Below are 16,645 nucleotides of genomic sequence, written 5' to 3' on the forward strand. Positions count from 1 at the left end.
TCCTCGCTTGAAGTTATGCAGTAGTAGAAAAACGCGCGCGCCCATTAAGGGCGCGCGAGTATACAACGGTGAAGCCGGGTATCAGTGCACGTCTTTCCAGTATTCACGCTTCAGCAGGTAGGCGAATACGAAGAAGAAGGCCAGATACAGCAGAACGTAGGTGCCGATACGCTGCATGTGCAGCTTGTTCGGGTCCGCGGAGTAAGCCAGGAAGGTCACCAGGTTCTGAACCTTCACATCGAACTCGGCTTCGCTCAGCTTGCCGGTCTTCGGCACGATGGTCAGCTGATCACACGCTTCGTGGGTGATGGGGGCCCCAGTCAGCGGGTCATACTGCTTCTTGCCGTCTTCGACAGCCTGGACCTGCTTGCAACCTACGACCTGGCGACCTTGCAGGCCGACCAGCACGTTAGGCATGCCGACGTTCGGGAAGATCTTGTTGTTCACGCCCCAGGGACGCGCCGGATCTTCGTAGAAGTTGCGCAGGTAGCTGTACAGCCAATCGGTACCACGAACACGGGCGACCAGGGTCAGGTCCGGCGGCGCAGCGCCGAACCAGGTCTTGGCATCGCTCGGCTTCATGCCGATCTGCATGTGATCACCGATCTTGGCCCCGGTGAACACCAGGTTTTCCATCATCAGCTCTTCGGGAATGCCCAGGTCCTTGGCCACGCGCTCATAGCGCTGGAACTTGGCACTGTGGCAGCCCATGCAGTAGTTGGCGAAGGTACGAGCGCCGTCTTGCAGTGCAGCCTTGTCGGTCAGGTCGATATCGACATGATCCAGCTCTACATCATGGCCACCGGCGGCGAAGGTCAAGGCCGGCAGCGCAGCGATAACAAATGCAGCAAATAGCTTTTTCATCAGCCTGTCACCCTTTCCGGAACCGGTTTGGTTTTTTCCATCCTGGTGTAGAAGGGCATCAGGATGAAGTACGCGAAGTACAGGATGGTGCACACCTGCGACAGCAGCGTACGGCCCGGGGTCGGCGCGAGAACACCCAGCACGCCGAGGATGACGAAGGACACGCAGAAGATCAGCAGCCAGACCTTGCTCAGCCAGCCTTTGTAGCGCATCGATTTGACGGGGCTGCGATCCAGCCACGGCAGGACGAAGAGCACGGCGATGGCGGCGCCCATGGCGATAACGCCCATCAGCTTGTCCGGAACCGCACGGAGGATCGCGTAGAACGGGGTGAAGTACCACACCGGTGCGATGTGCTCAGGCGTCTTGAACGGGTTGGCCTGTTCGAAGTTCGGCTTCTCGAGGAAGTAACCGCCCATTTCCGGGAAGAAGAACACCACGAAGCAGAACACGAAGAGGAAGACCACTACACCGACGATGTCTTTCACGCTGTAGTAGGGGTGGAAGGCGATGCCGTCGAGCGGAATGCCGTTCTCATCCTTCAGCTTCTTGATGTCCACGCCGTCGGGGTTGTTCGAACCCACTTCGTGCAGGGCCAGGATGTGCAGCACGACCAGACCGAGGATCACGATCGGCAGCGCAATCACATGCAGCGCGAAGAAGCGGTTCAGGGTGATGCCGGAGATCAGGTAGTCACCACGGATCCACTGGGTCAGGTCGCCGCCGATCACCGGAATGGCGCCGAACAGCGAGATGATCACCTGGGCACCCCAGTAGGACATCTGGCCCCAGGGCAGCAGGTAGCCCATGAAGGCCTCGGCCATCAGGGCGAGGTAGATCAGCATGCCGAAGATCCACACCAGCTCGCGCGGCTTCTGGTAGGAGCCGTAGAGCAGACCGCGGAACATGTGCATGTAGACCACGATGAAGAACGCCGAGGCGCCGGTGGAGTGCAGGTAGCGAATGATCGCCCCGTACTCGACGTCGCGCATGATGTACTCGACGGACGCGAAGGCCTCTTCAGCGGACGGGGTGAAGCTCATGGTCAGCCAGATACCGGTGAGGATCTGGTTCACCAGGACCAGCAGGGCCAGGGAGCCGAAGAAATAGAAGAAGTTGAAGTTCTTCGGAGCGTAGTACTTGCTCAGATGGTCTTCCCACATCTTGGTCGCGGGGAAGCGCGCATCGATCCATTCCATGAATTTGCTCATTAGGCCTTCTCCTGGTCCACACCGATGACGATGACATCATCCGACTCGTAGGAGTGGGGCGGCACCGGCAGGTTCAAGGGAGCAGGCTGCGCCTTGTAGACGCGGCCGGCGAGGTCATAGCGAGAACCGTGGCAGGGGCAGAAGTAACCGCCCACCCACTCGGCGCCCAGGTCGGCCGGCGCGACTTCCGGACGGAAGGAGGGCGAGCAGCCGAGGTGGGTGCAGAGACCGACCAGCACCAGGATTTCCGGCTTGATCGCGCGATTGTGCGGATCGACGTAAGTCGGCTGCACGGACGCTTCGGACTTGGGATCAGCCATGCGCTCATCGATCTTGCCCAGGTTGCCGAGAATCTCCTCGGTACGGCGAACGATGAACACCGGCTGGCCGCGCCACTCAGCAATCATCTGCTGACCCGCTTCAACCTTGCTGATATTCACCTTCACCGGTGCCCCTGCGGCCTTGGCCTTCGCACTGGGCTGCCATGACCCCACAAACGGGATCGCAGCGCCCACCGCTCCTGCAGCACCCACCACGGATGTGGCTGCTACGAGGAAGCGACGCCGGCCTGCATTCACGCCGTCATTGCTCATTCAGTCGTCTCCCATCAGCTTTTGTGGCCTGTTGTTCAGGCCTCTACTAAGTAAAAATCGAGCCGCGCAAAAAATTCGCCAAATGGTAAAGAAAACCCCCTCTCCTGACAAGGTAATAGCCAGATACAAAACGGCTGAAAGCCTTGAGAGATAAGGGTTACGCGCATGCGACAAGCTGTCGCAGGGCATTTTCGCGGGCATAAAAAAACGCCCAGATCCACAAGGGCCTGGGCGTTTTTCGAAGCGTTGTATTAACGCTTGGAGTACTGCGGACGCTTACGCGCTTTACGCAGACCGACCTTCTTACGCTCGACTTCGCGGGCATCGCGAGTCACGTAGCCGGCTTTACGCAGCGGGCTGCGCAGGGCTTCGTCGTAGTTGATCAGGGCACGGGTGATACCGTGACGGATCGCACCAGCCTGACCGCTGACACCACCACCGAGAACGGTGACGTAGATGTCGAACTTCTCGACGGTCTCGGTCAGCTCCAGTGGCTGACGCACGACCATGCGAGCGGTCTCACGGCCAAAGAACTGATCCAGGCTGCGGTTGTTGATGGAAATCTTGCCAGTACCCGGACGCAGGAAAACGCGTGCGGTTGCAGTCTTACGACGGCCAGTGCCGTAGTTTTGAGTCGCCGACATAATGAACTATCCCGTTAAATCTTCAGTTCTTGGGGCTGCTGAGCGGTGTGCGGGTGAGCAGAACCCTTGTACACCTTCAGCTTGCGATACATGTCGCGACCCAGCGGGTTCTTCGGCAGCATGCCTTTGACCGCGGTCTCGATCACGCGCTCAGGGGCCTTGGCAATCAGCTTCTCGAAGTTGATTTCCTTGATGCCGCCCGGGAAGCCGGAGTGCGAGTAGTACATCTTGTCGGTAGTCTTGGCACCGGTCACACGTACCTGCTCGGCGTTGATGACGACGATGTAGTCGCCGGTATCAACGTGCGGGGTGTATTCCGGCTTGTGCTTGCCGCGCAGACGGCTAGCAATTTCGGTGGCCAGACGACCCAGGGTCTGACCGGCAGCGTCGACGACATACCAGTCGCGCTTAACAGTTTCCGGTTTTGCAGTAAAAGTCTTCATTCGCTATAGCCTCAGGGGCCGCCCTGAAAATAAGACGGCGGATCTTACTGAATAGTGCTCGCCCTGGCAACACAGGGCAGCCGGAAACAGACGCTATCGGGGGCTCGGGTCAGCGCGTCCGTACACGGCAAGGGGTTTCGGCGGGCTAGGCATCCCCACCTTCCTTCTTCGCGAGCTAGGCATCCCCGCAAAGAAAGCCGCGGAATTATGCCGATTGCACAGAAAATTTCAACCTGATTTGATAGCAATCTTTGCCAATAGAGGAACGTTGCATGGAATTCCGCCAGCTCGGCAACACCGATATCAAGGTCAGCAGCCTGTGCCTGGGCACCATGACCTGGGGCGAACAGAACAGCGAAGCCGAAGCGTTCGCCCAGATCGAACGGGCCAAAGCATTCGGCATCAACTTCATGGATACCGCCGAGATGTACCCGGTCCCGCCCCGTGCCGAGACCTATGCCGCAACCGAAACCATCATCGGCAACTGGTTCGCCAGGCACGGCGATCGTGCCGACTGGGTGCTCGCCAGCAAGGTGGCGGGCCCCGGCAACGGCATCACCCACATCCGCGGCGGCAATCTCAAGCACAACCGCCAGCACATCACCGCCGCCCTGGATGCCAGCCTCAAGCGCCTGCAGACCGATTGGATCGACCTGTACCAGCTGCATTGGCCCGAACGCAGAACCAACTTCTTCGGCCAACTGGGCTACCAGCACCGCGAGGAGGACTCCACCCCGCTGCAGGAAACCCTGGAAGTGCTCGGCGAGCAGGTGAAGGCCGGCAAGATCCGCCAGATCGGCCTGTCCAACGAAACGCCCTGGGGCACGATGAAGTTCCTGCAGCTGGCCGATCAGCTGGGGCTCCCTCGCGCCGCGTCCATCCAGAACCCCTACAACCTGCTCAACCGCAGCTTCGAGGTGGGCCTGGCCGAGGTGGCGATTCGTGAGCGCTGCGGCCTCCTGGCCTATTCACCGCTGGCATTCGGCATGCTGTCCGGCAAGTACGAGAACGGTGCGCGACCGGCCAACGCTCGCATCACCCTGTTCAGCCGCTTCACCCGCTACACCAACCCCCAGGCCCAAGCGGCCTGTTCACGCTATGTCGCCCTGGCCCGCAAGCATGGCCTGGACCCGGCGCAGATGGCACTGGCCTTCGTCACCGCCCAGCCCTTCGTCACCAGCAACATCATCGGCGCAACCAACCTGGAACAACTGGAGAGCAATCTCGCCAGCAGCCAACTGAAGTTGTCCGACGAGGTACTGGAGGGGATCGCCGAGATCCACCGCAACCAGCCGAACCCGGCACCTTGAGCTAGTCGAACAATCCCGGCGCGACATCCCGGACCACCGGCATGTCGCCCCGCCGGGATGCCAGCCGATCCGCCAGGCGCGTCGGCTCCGGCAGCCGATACCCGCAGCAACTGCGCAGTACCAGCTCCAGCGCACTGCGCATGGACACACGATGCCCCGGCGATACCACCAGGGGCAGGACCCGGTCCCGACTGCGCAGCATCCAGCCAATCTGCTCCCCGTCGTGCTCCAGCGGTACATGGTCGCCACGCATGGGACCCGGCTCCTGGTGATGCCCCACCAACACCTTCTTCGCCACCCCAATGGTGGGCAACCCGGTGACTACACCCAGGTGCGAAGCAATGCCGAGTCGACGCGGATGGGCGATCCCCTGTCCGTCGCAAAACACTAGGTCCGGCCGCTGCGGCAGGCCAGCCAGTGCCTCCATCAGGGCCGGCAGTTCACGAAAGGACAGCAACCCGGGCACGTAGGGCATGGAAGTCAGCACACGCGCCACAACATGGCCCAGGAGGCGATAGTCGGCGGCATCCAGCAGCACTGCGGCGGCACGGGTGACCTGGCCACCCTCCTCGAAGCCGACATCGACGCCCGCCACCACCTTCAGCGGCGCAAAGTCATCGACCAGCACCACCCGAGCTGCCAGCTCGCCCTGCAGGCGCTTGGCGTGGCGGACGCTGCCGTCCCAGTCATCGAAGGGGGAAGAATTCACGAGCAGACTCCGAAAGATCGACACAAGGTAGACCCGAAGCCCGCAGGAAGGGTCCGCCGCGCAGCCCGGCGGCGGACCTGGGGACTTACAGCGAGCGGGCAATGATCTCTTTCATGATTTCGTTGGTACCGGCGTAGATGCGCTGCACACGGGCGTCAGCCCAGGCGCGCGCCACCGGGTATTCCCACATGAAGCCGTAGCCGCCATGCAGCTGCACGCACTCGTCGAGCACCTTGCACTGCAGGTCGGTGCCCCAGTACTTGAGCATCGCCGCGGTGGGTACATCCAGCTTGCGCTGCAGGTGCAACTCCAGGCAGCGGTCGACGAAGACCCGCCCGATCTGGATCTCGGTGGCCATCTCGGCCAGCTTGAAGCGGGTGTTCTGGAACTCGGCGATGGCTTTGCCGAAGGCCTTGCGATCGCGGGTGTAGTCGAGGGTCCACTTCAGCGCCGCCTCGGCCGACGCCAGCGCGCCGATCCCGACGGTCAGGCGCTCCTGGGGCAGCTCCTGCATCAGGTAGGCGAAGCCCATGCCGGCCTGGCCCAGCAGGTTTTCCTTGGGCACGCGCACGTCCTGGAAGAACAGCTCGGAGGTGTCCTGGGCCTTCATGCCCACCTTCTCCAGGCGCTTGCCCTTGGAGAAGCCCGGTGTGCCCGCCTCCACCAGGAACAGGCTGGTGCCCTTGGCGCCGGCCTTGGGGTCGGTCTTGGCGACCACGATCACCAGGTCAGCCAGGTAACCGTTGGTGATGAAGGTCTTCGAGCCATTGATGATGTATTCATCACCGTCCAGCACCGCGGTGGTCTTCACGCCCTGCAGGTCGGAGCCGGCGCCCGGCTCGGTCATGGCGATGGCGGTCACCAGCTCGCCGGTCACCATGCGCGGCAGGTATTTCTGCTTCAGCTCTTCGGAGCCGTAATGGAGCACGTAGGGCGCGACGATGTCCGAATGCAGCGAGAAGCCGATCCCGGTCAGCCCCAGGCGACCGATCTCCTCGATCACCACGGTGCTGTAGAGGAAGTCGGCGCCCATGCCGCCGTACTCCTCGGGAATGTGCGAGCAGAGCATGCCGGCCTCGCCCGCCTTGCTCCACAGGGCGCGGTCGATGTAGCCGTCCTTCTCCCATTGATGATGGAAAGGCACCGCCTCCTGTTCGAGGAACTTGCGCACGCTGTCGCGGAAGAGTTCGTGATCGGAGCTGAACAGGGTTCTGGGGATCATGCGGTCACCTTGATGGATGCGTCTGGGGTCGGGTTCGAAGGCCACAGACTGTAGGACAGTCGTACCAGACGCACACTGGACAGTTGCGACAAAAAATAAGACGATCCAGCCGGCTAATGACCGCTTTCCCCTAATAAGAACAAGACCATGACCAACCAGCAGTCCCCCACCCTAAGACGGGTGAGTATCCTCGCCACCGAAGGTGTCTTCGCTTCCACCCTGATGCAGGCCAAGGATTTCTTCCATATGGCCAGCCTCCGCTACAGCAAGCTCCAAGGCCTCGGCCTCAAGCCCGCATTCGAAATTCACCTGGTCAGCCCCGATGGCCTGCCGGTGCGCAGCTTCAGCGATGTGATCATGCCGGTCGACGGCGCGCTGGACGAAGCCGATATCATCATCCTTCCGGCCTTCTGGGATGACTTCGACGCCCTTTGCGAGCGCCACCCCCAGGTCCTGCAATGGCTGCGCGAGCGTCACGCCGCCGGCAGCTCCATCTGCGGTGAGGCCACCGGGGTGTTCTGGATGGCCCAGGCCGGCCTGCTGGATGGCAAGGAGGCCACCACCTACTGGCGCTTCTTCCGCGAGTTCGGCGAGCGCTTCCCCAAGGTGCTGCTGAACCAGGAAAAACACCTCTCGGATGCCGACAATCTCTACTGCGCCGGCGGCGTCACCTCCGCCTGCGACTTGTACATCTACCTGATCGAGCGCTTCTGCGGCGCCAGCATCGCCCAGGCGGTGTCCCGCGACATCCTCTATGAAGTGCAACGCAGCTACGCCCCGGGGCGCATCGGGTTCGGCGGGCAGAAGCTGCACCAGGACGTAACCATCCTGCAGATCCAGCACTGGCTCGAAGAGCACTTCGCCGACAAGTTCCGCTTCGAGGACGTCGCCCGCGACCACGGCATGAGCATCCGCAACTTCATGCGCCGCTTCCAGGCCGCCACCGGCGACAAGCCGCTGCACTACCTGCAACGGTTACGCATCGAAACAGCCAAGGGCCTCCTGTCGGCTACCCGCAAGAGCATCAAGACCATCAGCTACGAAGTGGGTTACGACGACGCCAGCTTCTTCGCCCGACTGTTTCGCCAGCACACCAATCTTTCCCCCAACCAGTACCGCAGGCAGTTCCAGCACAAAGGCGAGTAAAGCCGCCATCCCAAGGATGGGTTGGCCGACAGCGGCAGCGACTTATGATCCGGGCATGGTCCCCATTGGGGTGTCCGAACCTTTTCCGTCAGCGGTACGGCGGATGAAGAACAACAATAAAAGGTACTCAACCATGCGCCGTTACCTGCTTGCCCTGCTGGCTGCCGCCAGCTTCACAGCCGTCGCAGACGACTGGAAACCCTTCCCCTACGACCAGGCCGCCTACGACTACTCCGGCGACAAGCTGCGCCAGGCCTGGCCCCAGCTGACCCGCGGCTTCGGCCCCGACTATCCCTTCCCCGATGCCGACTGGGTGGTGACCATGGCCACCCAGAACCCCAAGGCGCTGGAGATGACCGTTACCGGCAACACCGGCTTCACCGGCAAGCCCGAGGAAGCCGAAGCCTATGCAGCCCGGCTGCAGGACGTGTGGCGCCTGATGTTCAAGGGTGATTTCGCCGAGGCCAAGAAGCAGGGCCTGGCCCTGGGCGTCGGCGGCCAGGTGCCGGCGATGTTCGCCCAGGTGATCTACGCGATGTTCCTCGCCCCCAACCAGGAGGAGAAACACCGCCTGCTGGAGGAAGTGATCAAGTACACCGACGAGGCCGGCGAGCTGGTCCAGGCCGACACCGTGGCCCAGTTCGGCCGCGTGTACGCCAAGGCGCGCCTCGGCGAGGAGCTGTCGGTACCGGTGGTACTCAAGCGCGGCTACACCAGCCAGATTCCCGAGGAACTGGACGCCCTGCTGCAAAAGCAACCGCGCCAGCCCTTCGCCCTCGCCCTCTACGGCGGCTACGAAGCCGGCGTGATCCGCAAGGTCGGCAAACTGGTGGGCAAAATGACCTACGGGGTCAGCTCGGACAAGATGGAGCAGTACTTCACCCGCTCCTTCAGCGCCAAGGACGACCTGCCCATCGGCCACTACGAGTACGCCAACGCCCTGGTCTACGTCTACGGCGAGGATGAAGAGCAGAAGGTCCTGGATCACCTGAAAAAGGCCGTGGCGATCAAGCCGATCAACGCCATGGAAGCGCTGGAAGTCGCCCACGCCCAGGCGTTGCTGAAGCAGTATGAGAAGGAAGTGGCGCAGCGCTAGCGCTGCAAGCTGCAAGCTGCAAGCTGCAAGCTGCAAGCTGCAAGCTGCAAGCTGCAAAACAGGGTGCGGACCGGTTGAGCCGGTCCGTACTTTTTTCTTGAGGCTTGAAACTTGCGGCTTGCCGCTTATGCCCTCAGGGCTTATGCGGCCGCGAGAGGAATTCGTGGGACTGCATCTCCAGCAGGCGGCTGAGGGTGCGCTGGAACTCGAAGGTCAGGCGACCGCCGGTGTACAGGTCCTTCAACTCCACCTCGGCGGAGATGATGAGCTTGACGTTGCGGTCGTAGAACTCGTCCACCAGGTTGATGAAGCGCCGCGCCATGTCATCCTTCGCCACGCCCATCTGCTCGACGTTGGCCAGGATGACCGCGTGGAAGATCTTGCCCAGCTCGATGTAGTCGTTCTGGCTGCGCGGGCCGTCGCAGAGTTCGCGGAACTCGAACCAGGCAACGTCCTCGCACACGCGGACCGCACGGATCTCGCGATTCTCGATCATCAGCGCTTCGTTTTCCTGGGCCTGGGTGCAATCCGGCAGCAGGCTCTTGAAGCTGGTCTTCAGGCTGGCCTCGGCCTCGTCACCCAGGGGCCAGTGGAACAGTTCGGCCTGTTCCAGGGCACGTAGGCGGTAGTCCACGCCGCTATCGACGTTGACCACATCGGTGTACTGCTTGACCAGGGCAATGGCCGGCAGGAAGCGCGCACGCTGCAAGCCGTCCTTGTAGAGGCCGTCCGGCACGATGTTGGACGTCGCCACCAGGCTCACGCCGTTCTTGAACAGCTCGTCCAGCAGGGTGGCGAGGATCATCGCGTCGGTGATGTCGGAGACGAAGAACTCGTCGAAGCAGATCACCCGCGCCTCGTCGGCGAAACGCTTGCCGATGATGGTCAGCGGGTTCTTCTCACCCTTGAGGGTTTTCATTTCCTCATGCACGCGCTTCATGAAGCGGTGGAAGTGGGTGCGCATCTTCTCCTTGAACGGCAAGGCGTCGAAGAAGGTGTCGACCAGGTAGGTCTTGCCACGACCGACGCCGCCCCAGAAATACAGGCCCTTGACCGGCCCCTGGCGCTTCTTGGCGAACAGTCCGCCGAACAAGCCGGTTTTGCTCTGGCCATCGGCGATCAGATCGTCGTACAGGCGCTGCAGATGGCGGACGGCAGTTTCCTGCGCGGCGTCGTGGAAGAAGTCCGGCCGCTTGAGATCGGCCTGGTAACGCTCGAGGGGGGTCATGATCGGTAGCAAGGCAACGAAAAACGGGGTCGTCACTTTAGCGACGCCCCCGTTTCTTGGCAATCGGCCAGCAGCGCCGACCGTAAGAAAGCGCCTCAGTCCTGGGGCGCAAGTGCCTCACGCAGACGCTGAACGGCAGCATCACGGGCATCGACATCGGCGAACTCACCGCCCTGCCCCACGGCCTCGCCATCGAGCCACAGACCATAGCTGGAGCCGTCGCTGCGGATATCCAGGGCGCTGCCATCCTGCAGGCGCTTGGTCACCAGGCCCGAGGACTTGCCATCAGCGAACGAACGGGACAGCAGCAGCTGCTCGCCATCAGCGGCCAGCAGACGGAAGCGGAAGCTGCCGTCCTCTTCGCGGAAGCTGACGAAGCGCGCACTCTTGGCCGCCTTCTTCTTGCCGGCATCGGCGCTCTGCACATTGCTGCGGAAAGACCGCAGGCCCACCGCCTCGCGCAGCTCGTTGAGGAACGGCGTCGCGGTCTTGCGGGCCTTGGCGGCACCAGCGAGGAGGATGTCTTCCAGATCGGCCGGGCGCTCGATCAGCGCGTGATAACGCTCGCGGGCTTCGCCCAGCTCGTTGTCCAGCAGCTGGAACAGGCGCTGCTTGGCTTCGCCCCAGGCCAGGCCATCGAGCAGCTCGGCCCGGAAGGCTGCCAGCTGCGCCGGCGTGGAGAAGGCCTGGTAGAGGGTGTAGAGGTGGGAATTGTCCGGGTCCTTCGGCTCGCCGGGTGCGCGCGAGTCGGTGACGATGCGGGCGATGGCGTCCTTCAGTTGCTTGGCGCTGCCGAACAGCGGAATGGTGTTGTCGTAGCTCTTGGACATCTTGCGACCGTCCAGGCCGGGAAGCGTCGCCACTTCCTCTTCGATCACCGCCTCCGGCAGGGTGAACAGCTCACGACCGGCGCCGAACAGGTGGTTGAAGCGCTGGCCGATGTCACGGGCCATCTCCACGTGCTGGATCTGGTCACGGCCCACCGGGACCTTGTGGGCGTTGAACATCAGGATGTCCGCGGCCATCAGCACCGGGTAGCTGAACAGCCCCATGGTGACGCCGGCATCCGGGTCTTCGCCGTTCTCGACGTTCTTGTCCACCGAGGCCTTGTAGGCATGGGCACGGTTGAGCAGACCCTTGCCGGCGACACAGGTCAGCAGCCAGGTCAGTTCGGGGATCTCGGGGATATCCGACTGGCGATAGAAAGTCGCCTTGTCCACATCAAGGCCACAGGCCAGCCAGGTGGCGGCGATCTCGAGGCGCGAGCGCTGGATGCGTGCCGGGTCATCGCACTTGATCAGCGCGTGGTAATCCGCGAGGAAATAGAAGGAATCGACGTCAGCATCACGGCTGGCAACGATGGCGGGACGGATGGCACCGGCGTAGTTGCCGAGGTGCGGGGTACCGGTGGTGGTGATGCCGGTGAGAATGCGAGTGGTCATGGATGATCGCTTGTCGGACTGCAGTCGGGGTCAGAGGCGCGGCAGGACCAGATCCTTGAGATCGGTCAGCTTGCCGTGAAAGAAGTGCCCGCATTCTGCCACTTTCAGCAGCTCATGGGGGCGTTGCAAGGAGGCGGACCAGTCGTACACGGCCTGCGGCTCGACCACCTCGTCGGTGTCGGGCTGGATCACCGTCATCTCGCCGCGTTCAGGCAGCGGAGTGGCGTCGGTCAGGCGCATGACCGCAGGCGCCACCATGAACAGGCGGGGCACTTCGACGCTCTGGCGCTCCAGGCGACCCGCCAGGCTTGCCGCAACGAAACCACCGAAGGAGAAACCGAACAGGGTCAGCGCCAGTTCCGGGCGCTGGGAGCGGAACCAATGGGCTACGGCCTCCGCGTCATCCACCTCGCCGGTGTTCATATCGTGGCTGCCGGCACTGGCGCCGACACCGCGGTAGTTGAAGCGCAGGGTGCTGTAGCCGGCATCGCGAGCGGTGCGCTGCAGGGTAGAGACCACCTTGTTGAGCATGGTGCCGCCCTGGATCGGGTTCGGGTGGCAGATCAGCGCCAGCCCCTTGGCATCGGGCAGGTCGAGGTGAAGCGCTTCCAGCTGGCCACTTGGCCCCTGGAGCAGAATGGGATTTTCACGATTGGACAACGGGAACTCCGTGACCCCGGACCGGGTCGACTCGTCTTGGTTAAGCACCACAGGGCTTGCGTCGCGGTATACAGCGCGGATTCGAGCCGTTAACGTAATGCAAAGCTGCTTATAGAGGAAGGACTCGTGGAACAGTCGCTCACGGCCTGGTTGTTGCCAGCACTCGCCCTGCTCGCCGGTATCGGCATCGGTTTTCTGGTCGCCCGACTGCTGCCCGGCACCGCGCCGAATCGCACGCAGCGTCAACTGGATGACCTGCAGGCACGCTTCGATACCTATCAGAGTGAAGTGGTCACCCATTTCAACACCACTGCCAACCTGGTGAAGAAGCTCACCCAGAGCTACCAGGACGTGCAGGAACACCTGTCCGACGGTGCCAGCCGGCTGGCCCTGGACGAACTGACCCGCCAGCGCCTGCTCGCCGCCCTGCACACGGACGACGCCCCCGGCCCGCGCGAACGCCTGACCCCGCCGCGCAGCCACGAGGCGCCGAAGGACTACGCACCCAAGTCCACCGACGGCCCGGGCACCCTGGACGAAAACTTTGGGCTCAAGGGCAAGTACTGAGCACCGGATGAGTCAACGAAAAGCCCCGCCTAGGCGGGGCTTTTTCATGCCGGGTAACTTCCCGGGTTCCACGTCAGGCCCAACGCAAGGCTAAAAAAAGCCCCGCATCAGCGGGGCTTTTTCATCAGCGATGCGATCAGATCGCGCCGCGGCTGCGCAGCAGGTCGAGCACGGCCTTGACGCCCTCTTCCACCGACTGGCTCTGGGTGTCGATCACCAGATCGGCATTCAGCGGCACGTCGTAGGGGAAGGACTCACCGGGGATGTTGTCCTGGTCGGCCGCGTACAGCCCTTGCGGGTCACGCTCGCGGCAGATCTGCGGGGATGCCTGGACGTATACGGTGATCAGGCGATCGTTGCCGATCAGCACCTTGGCCTGCTCGCGGCCTTCCGCATCCGGCGCCACGAAGGCCGCCAGGGTCAGCAGGCCGGCTTCGTTGAACTGACGCGCCACGTGGGCGGCACGGCGCCAGTTCTCGGTGCGCCCGGCGCGGTCCTGCGGCAGGCCCTTGTTCAGGTCATGACGCAGGTTCTGGCCATCGAGGACGTAGACCGCACGGCCCATGTCGAACAGCTTGCGCTCCACGGCATAGGCCAGGGTGCTCTTGCCGGCGCCGGAGAGGCCGCTGAACAGTACGGTGGCCGGCTTCTGGCCAAAGCGTGCAGCACGTTCCTCGGTGGAAACGTGGGCGGACTCGCCATGAATGCCCTGGCCGCCAGCGGCAACCGGCGCGGCGATGATCATGCCCGCGCCAACGGTGCCGTTGGTGAGGCGGTCGATGACGATGAAGGCGCCGGTGGTGCGGTTGCTCTCATAGCCATCGAGGGCGATGGGCGCGTCCAGGCTGATCTTGACCTTGGCGATCTCATTCAGCTGCAGGTCGCTGGCGGCGCCCTCTTCGAGGGTGTTCACGTCCACCTTGTGGGCGATGCTGGCGATGGAGCCCGGCACGTAGCTGGTGGCGCGCTTGATGTCGTATTTCTTGCCCGGCAGCATCGGCTCTTCGGACATCCACACCAGCATGGCGTCGAAACCGTCTGTCACCTGCGGGCGGTTGTCGGCATGCACCAGCATGTCGCCGCGGGAAACGTCGATCTCGTCTTCCAGGGTCAGGGTGATCGCCTGGCCGGGGCCAGCCTGCTCCAGCTCGCCCTCGAAGGTGACGATGGACTTGACCTTGCTGCCCTTGCCCGACGGCAGCACGACGACTTCATCGCCCTTGTGCACGACGCCGCTGGCGAGGGTGCCGGCGAAGCCACGGAAGTTGAGGTTGGGGCGGTTGACGTACTGCACCGGGAAGCGCATGTCGGCGAAATTGCGGTCGCCAGCGACTTCGACGGTCTCGAGGATCTCCATCAGCGACTGGCCGGTGTACCAGGGCGAACGCTCGCTCTTGTTCACCACGTTGTCGCCCTTCAGCGCCGACATCGGCACAAAGTGGATGGAGGTCGGGTTGAGCTTGATGCGCTCAGCGAACTGCAGGTAGTCGGCCTTGATCGACTCGAACACGCCCTGGTCGAAGTCCTTCAGGTCCATCTTGTTGATGGCGACGACGATGTGCTTGATGCCCAGCAGGGAAGCGATGTAGCTGTGGCGGCGGGTCTGGGTCTGCACGCCGTAGCGGGCGTCGACCAGGATGATCGCCAGGTCGCAGGTGGACGCGCCGGTGGCCATGTTGCGCGTGTATTGCTCATGGCCGGGGGTGTCGGCGATGATGAACTTGCGCTTGGCGGTGGAGAAGTAGCGGTAGGCGACATCGATGGTGATGCCCTGCTCGCGCTCGGCCTGCAGGCCATCCACCAGCAGCGCCAGGTCCACTTCGTCACCGGTGGTGCCGACCTTCTTGGAATCGCGGGTGATGGCCTCCAGATGGTCTTCGTAGATCATCTTGGAGTCGTGCAGCAGGCGCCCGATCAAGGTGCTCTTGCCGTCGTCGACGTTGCCACAGGTGAGGAAGCGCAGGAGTTCCTTGCGCTCGTGCTGGGCCAGGTAAGCGAGGATGTCCTGGCTGATCAGATCGGATTGATGGCTCATTGCATTCAAGCTCCAAGCTGCAAGCCTCAAGCGGCAAGCTCGTCGGCGTCCAGCTAGACAGAAATTTTGTTGATCAACCCCGTGAGCATTCTCGATAACTCACGGGTTTCGACTACCCAATCAGCAGCAAGCGACTCCGCTATGTACCCGATTTCCGCTCCGATCATCAGTTGGGTTCGCAGCTCGCCACAGGATGCCTTGGCGATCCACAGGTACCGGCATTTCTCCTTGGCGCTTCCACGTTCCATACCCTCGGCAATATTGCTGGGTACGGACAGCGCCGAACGAGTTACCTGATCCTTGAACCCGGCGTCGCGGCAATCCGCGAACGCCTTGTAGATGCTTACCGTGAGCTGTTTGGCTCTTCGCCAGACATCGAGTCGCTCGAAATCCATTCGAACTCCAACCACTCCCTGCTTGAAGCTTGTCGCTTGCAGCTTGCAACTGCTTTCTAGAAATAGCCCTGCCGCTTTTTCTCTTCCATCGAACCGGCACCGTCATGGTCGATGACGCGGCCCTGGCGTTCGGAAGTTCGGGTCAGGAGCATTTCCTGGATGATGTCGGTGAGGCTGGTGGCCTCCGACTCGACCGCGCCGGTCAGCGGGTAGCAACCGAGGGTGCGGAAACGCACCATGCGCTTCTCGATGCGCGCCTTCTCTTCGTCCGAGAGGTGCTCGAGGATGCGGTCATCGTCGATCATGATCAGCGTGCCGTTTTTCTCGATGACTTCGCGCTCGGCGGCGAAGTACAGCGGGACGATCGGGATCTGCTCCAGATAGATGTATTGCCAGATGTCCAGCTCGGTCCAGTTGGACAGCGGGAAGACGCGGATCGACTCGCCCTTCTTCACTTTGCCGTTGTAGACGTTCCACAGCTCGGGGCGCTGGTTTTTCGGGTCCCAGCGGTGCTTGCTGTCGCGGAAGGAGTAGACGCGCTCCTTGGCGCGGGACTTCTCCTCGTCACGACGGGCACCACCGAAGGCAGCATCGAAGCCGTACTTGTCCAGAGCCTGCTTGAGGCCCTCGGTCTTCATGATGTCGGTGTGCTTGGCACTGCCGTGGGTGAAGGGGTTGATACCCTGGGCCTTGCCCTCGGGGTTCACGTGGGTGATCAGCTCGAGGCCCAGGTCGGCGACCATCTTGTCGCGGAACCGGTACATCTCCTGGAACTTCCACTGAGTGTCGACATGCATCACCGGGAACGGCAGCTTGCCCGGGAAGAAGGCCTTGCGCGCCAGGTGCAGCATGACGGCGGAGTCTTTGCCGATGGAATACAGCATCACCGGGTTATCGAATTCGGCGGCCACCTCACGAATGATGTGGATACTTTCCGCCTCCAGCTGTTTCAGGTGCGTCAGTTTGTCGAGCATGGCTACTCACGGATTTCTTATCTGATACAACGGCCTTCGGGCCGTGGACGAGCGCGCACTCTAGCACAGCGCCTTCTTCTATTCAGGGGCGCACTTAGAACGAAAC

At 62.4% G+C, this 16,645-nt stretch carries 17 protein-coding genes; 4 read left to right on the forward strand and 13 right to left on the reverse strand.

Annotated features, from left to right (window positions below):
• Positions 1–81: 81 nt before the first annotated feature.
• The 5 genes from OEJ36_RS04400 to rplM all read right to left on the reverse strand — a co-directional run bounded on the left by OEJ36_RS04400 (position 82) and on the right by rplM (position 3,755).
• Positions 82–864 carry a cytochrome c1 gene (locus OEJ36_RS04400; protein WP_263400527.1) on the reverse strand — a complete coding sequence of 261 codons (783 nt, stop codon included), beginning with the start codon at positions 862–864 and terminating at the stop codon, positions 82–84.
• The gene (locus OEJ36_RS04405; protein WP_021217867.1) at positions 864–2,075 is read right to left on the reverse strand and encodes a cytochrome b; all 1,212 of its coding nucleotides are present in this window, start codon (positions 2,073–2,075) and stop codon (positions 864–866) included. The genes OEJ36_RS04400 and OEJ36_RS04405 overlap by 1 nt, the downstream gene beginning before the upstream one ends.
• The gene (petA, locus tag OEJ36_RS04410; RefSeq protein ID WP_031287170.1) at positions 2,075–2,668 is read right to left on the reverse strand and encodes a ubiquinol-cytochrome c reductase iron-sulfur subunit; all 594 of its coding nucleotides are present in this window, start codon (positions 2,666–2,668) and stop codon (positions 2,075–2,077) included. The genes OEJ36_RS04405 and petA overlap by 1 nt, the downstream gene beginning before the upstream one ends.
• A 251-nt stretch (positions 2,669–2,919) precedes the next feature.
• Entirely contained in the window at positions 2,920–3,312 is a 393-nt protein-coding gene (rpsI, locus tag OEJ36_RS04415; protein ID WP_021217865.1) for a 30S ribosomal protein S9, read from the reverse strand.
• Positions 3,313–3,326: 14 nt separating this feature from the next.
• A complete protein-coding gene (rplM, locus tag OEJ36_RS04420; RefSeq protein ID WP_021217864.1) occupies positions 3,327–3,755 on the reverse strand; it encodes a 50S ribosomal protein L13 in 429 nt (142 codons plus the stop codon).
• Between the two features lie 272 nt (positions 3,756–4,027).
• On the opposite strand from rplM, the gene OEJ36_RS04425 reads away from it, so the two are divergent.
• Positions 4,028–5,065 (forward strand): NADP(H)-dependent aldo-keto reductase, encoded by a 1,038-nt coding sequence (locus OEJ36_RS04425; protein ID WP_263400528.1) that lies wholly within the window; start codon positions 4,028–4,030, stop codon positions 5,063–5,065.
• Position 5,066: 1 nt separating this feature from the next.
• On the opposite strand, the gene nfi is transcribed toward OEJ36_RS04425, so the two are convergent.
• Both nfi and OEJ36_RS04435 read right to left on the reverse strand, forming a co-directional pair.
• Positions 5,067–5,774, reverse strand: a complete 708-nt coding sequence (gene nfi / locus OEJ36_RS04430) for a deoxyribonuclease V (RefSeq protein ID WP_263400529.1) — start codon at positions 5,772–5,774, stop codon at positions 5,067–5,069.
• A gap of 85 nt (positions 5,775–5,859) precedes the next feature.
• Positions 5,860–6,996, reverse strand: a complete 1,137-nt coding sequence (locus OEJ36_RS04435; RefSeq protein ID WP_021217862.1) for an acyl-CoA dehydrogenase family protein — start codon at positions 6,994–6,996, stop codon at positions 5,860–5,862.
• A 246-nt stretch (positions 6,997–7,242) separates the two neighbouring features.
• On the opposite strand from OEJ36_RS04435, the gene OEJ36_RS04440 reads away from it, so the two are divergent.
• Together OEJ36_RS04440 and OEJ36_RS04445 are read left to right on the forward strand one after the other, a co-directional pair.
• Positions 7,243–8,142 (forward strand): GlxA family transcriptional regulator, encoded by a 900-nt coding sequence (locus tag OEJ36_RS04440; protein WP_169708358.1) that lies wholly within the window; start codon positions 7,243–7,245, stop codon positions 8,140–8,142.
• Between the two features lie 133 nt (positions 8,143–8,275).
• Positions 8,276–9,238: a hypothetical protein gene (locus OEJ36_RS04445; RefSeq protein ID WP_021217860.1), complete on the forward strand. Its 963-nt coding sequence runs from the start codon at positions 8,276–8,278 to the stop codon at positions 9,236–9,238.
• Positions 9,239–9,371: 133 nt separating this feature from the next.
• Here the strand turns inward: OEJ36_RS04445 and zapE are convergent, their stop codons facing one another.
• The 3 genes from zapE to OEJ36_RS04460 all read right to left on the reverse strand — a co-directional run bounded on the left by zapE (position 9,372) and on the right by OEJ36_RS04460 (position 12,568).
• Positions 9,372–10,466 carry a cell division protein ZapE gene (zapE, locus tag OEJ36_RS04450; protein ID WP_021217859.1) on the reverse strand — a complete coding sequence of 365 codons (1,095 nt, stop codon included), beginning with the start codon at positions 10,464–10,466 and terminating at the stop codon, positions 9,372–9,374.
• Between the two features lie 95 nt (positions 10,467–10,561).
• Positions 10,562–11,908, reverse strand: a complete 1,347-nt coding sequence (locus OEJ36_RS04455; RefSeq protein WP_263400530.1) for a tryptophan--tRNA ligase — start codon at positions 11,906–11,908, stop codon at positions 10,562–10,564.
• 30 nt (positions 11,909–11,938) lie between these two features.
• Positions 11,939–12,568 carry an alpha/beta hydrolase gene (locus OEJ36_RS04460; protein WP_263400531.1) on the reverse strand — a complete coding sequence of 210 codons (630 nt, stop codon included), beginning with the start codon at positions 12,566–12,568 and terminating at the stop codon, positions 11,939–11,941.
• A 126-nt stretch (positions 12,569–12,694) separates the two neighbouring features.
• Here OEJ36_RS04460 and OEJ36_RS04465 point away from each other — a divergent pair, with 126 nt between their 5' ends.
• The gene (locus OEJ36_RS04465) at positions 12,695–13,135 is read left to right on the forward strand and encodes a YhcB family protein (RefSeq protein ID WP_021217856.1); all 441 of its coding nucleotides are present in this window, start codon (positions 12,695–12,697) and stop codon (positions 13,133–13,135) included.
• Between the two features lie 136 nt (positions 13,136–13,271).
• Here the strand turns inward: OEJ36_RS04465 and cysN are convergent, their stop codons facing one another.
• From cysN to cysD, 3 genes are read right to left on the reverse strand one after another with little or no spacing between them, the layout of a single operon-like run.
• Positions 13,272–15,170 (reverse strand): sulfate adenylyltransferase subunit CysN, encoded by a 1,899-nt coding sequence (gene cysN / locus OEJ36_RS04470; protein WP_263400532.1) that lies wholly within the window; start codon positions 15,168–15,170, stop codon positions 13,272–13,274.
• 53 nt (positions 15,171–15,223) lie between these two features.
• On the reverse strand, positions 15,224–15,565 hold the full coding sequence (locus OEJ36_RS04475; RefSeq protein WP_021217854.1) for a four helix bundle protein: 342 nt from the start codon (positions 15,563–15,565) through the stop codon (positions 15,224–15,226).
• A 56-nt stretch (positions 15,566–15,621) separates the two neighbouring features.
• Positions 15,622–16,539 (reverse strand): sulfate adenylyltransferase subunit CysD, encoded by a 918-nt coding sequence (gene cysD, locus OEJ36_RS04480; RefSeq protein WP_021217853.1) that lies wholly within the window; start codon positions 16,537–16,539, stop codon positions 15,622–15,624.
• Positions 16,540–16,645: the final 106 nt, after the last annotated feature.

Source organism: Pseudomonas sp. PDM13, assembly GCF_025685765.1.
In the GTDB taxonomy this organism is placed as follows: Bacteria; Pseudomonadota; Gammaproteobacteria; order Pseudomonadales; family Pseudomonadaceae; genus Metapseudomonas; species Metapseudomonas solani.

What these genes read in the sequence shown, in the direction of transcription:
- rplM (WP_021217864.1), bottom strand. Translation starts at nt 3,755, where the DNA reads ATGAAGACTTTTACTGCAAAACCGGAAACTGTTAAGCGCGACTGGTAT.
- OEJ36_RS04435 (WP_021217862.1), bottom strand. Translation starts at nt 6,996, where the DNA reads ATGATCCCCAGAACCCTGTTCAGCTCCGATCACGAACTCTTCCGCGAC.
- OEJ36_RS04400 (WP_263400527.1), bottom strand. Translation starts at nt 864, where the DNA reads ATGAAAAAGCTATTTGCTGCATTTGTTATCGCTGCGCTGCCGGCCTTG.
- OEJ36_RS04425 (WP_263400528.1), top strand. Translation starts at nt 4,028, where the DNA reads ATGGAATTCCGCCAGCTCGGCAACACCGATATCAAGGTCAGCAGCCTG.
- zapE (WP_021217859.1), bottom strand. Translation starts at nt 10,466, where the DNA reads ATGACCCCCCTCGAGCGTTACCAGGCCGATCTCAAGCGGCCGGACTTC.
- OEJ36_RS04475 (WP_021217854.1), bottom strand. Translation starts at nt 15,565, where the DNA reads ATGGATTTCGAGCGACTCGATGTCTGGCGAAGAGCCAAACAGCTCACG.
- cysN (WP_263400532.1), bottom strand. Translation starts at nt 15,170, where the DNA reads ATGAGCCATCAATCCGATCTGATCAGCCAGGACATCCTCGCTTACCTG.
- OEJ36_RS04405 (WP_021217867.1), bottom strand. Translation starts at nt 2,075, where the DNA reads ATGAGCAAATTCATGGAATGGATCGATGCGCGCTTCCCCGCGACCAAG.
- rpsI (WP_021217865.1), bottom strand. Translation starts at nt 3,312, where the DNA reads ATGTCGGCGACTCAAAACTACGGCACTGGCCGTCGTAAGACTGCAACC.
- petA (WP_031287170.1), bottom strand. Translation starts at nt 2,668, where the DNA reads ATGAGCAATGACGGCGTGAATGCAGGCCGGCGTCGCTTCCTCGTAGCA.
- OEJ36_RS04440 (WP_169708358.1), top strand. Translation starts at nt 7,243, where the DNA reads ATGGCCAGCCTCCGCTACAGCAAGCTCCAAGGCCTCGGCCTCAAGCCC.
- OEJ36_RS04445 (WP_021217860.1), top strand. Translation starts at nt 8,276, where the DNA reads ATGCGCCGTTACCTGCTTGCCCTGCTGGCTGCCGCCAGCTTCACAGCC.
- cysD (WP_021217853.1), bottom strand. Translation starts at nt 16,539, where the DNA reads ATGCTCGACAAACTGACGCACCTGAAACAGCTGGAGGCGGAAAGTATC.
- OEJ36_RS04455 (WP_263400530.1), bottom strand. Translation starts at nt 11,908, where the DNA reads ATGACCACTCGCATTCTCACCGGCATCACCACCACCGGTACCCCGCAC.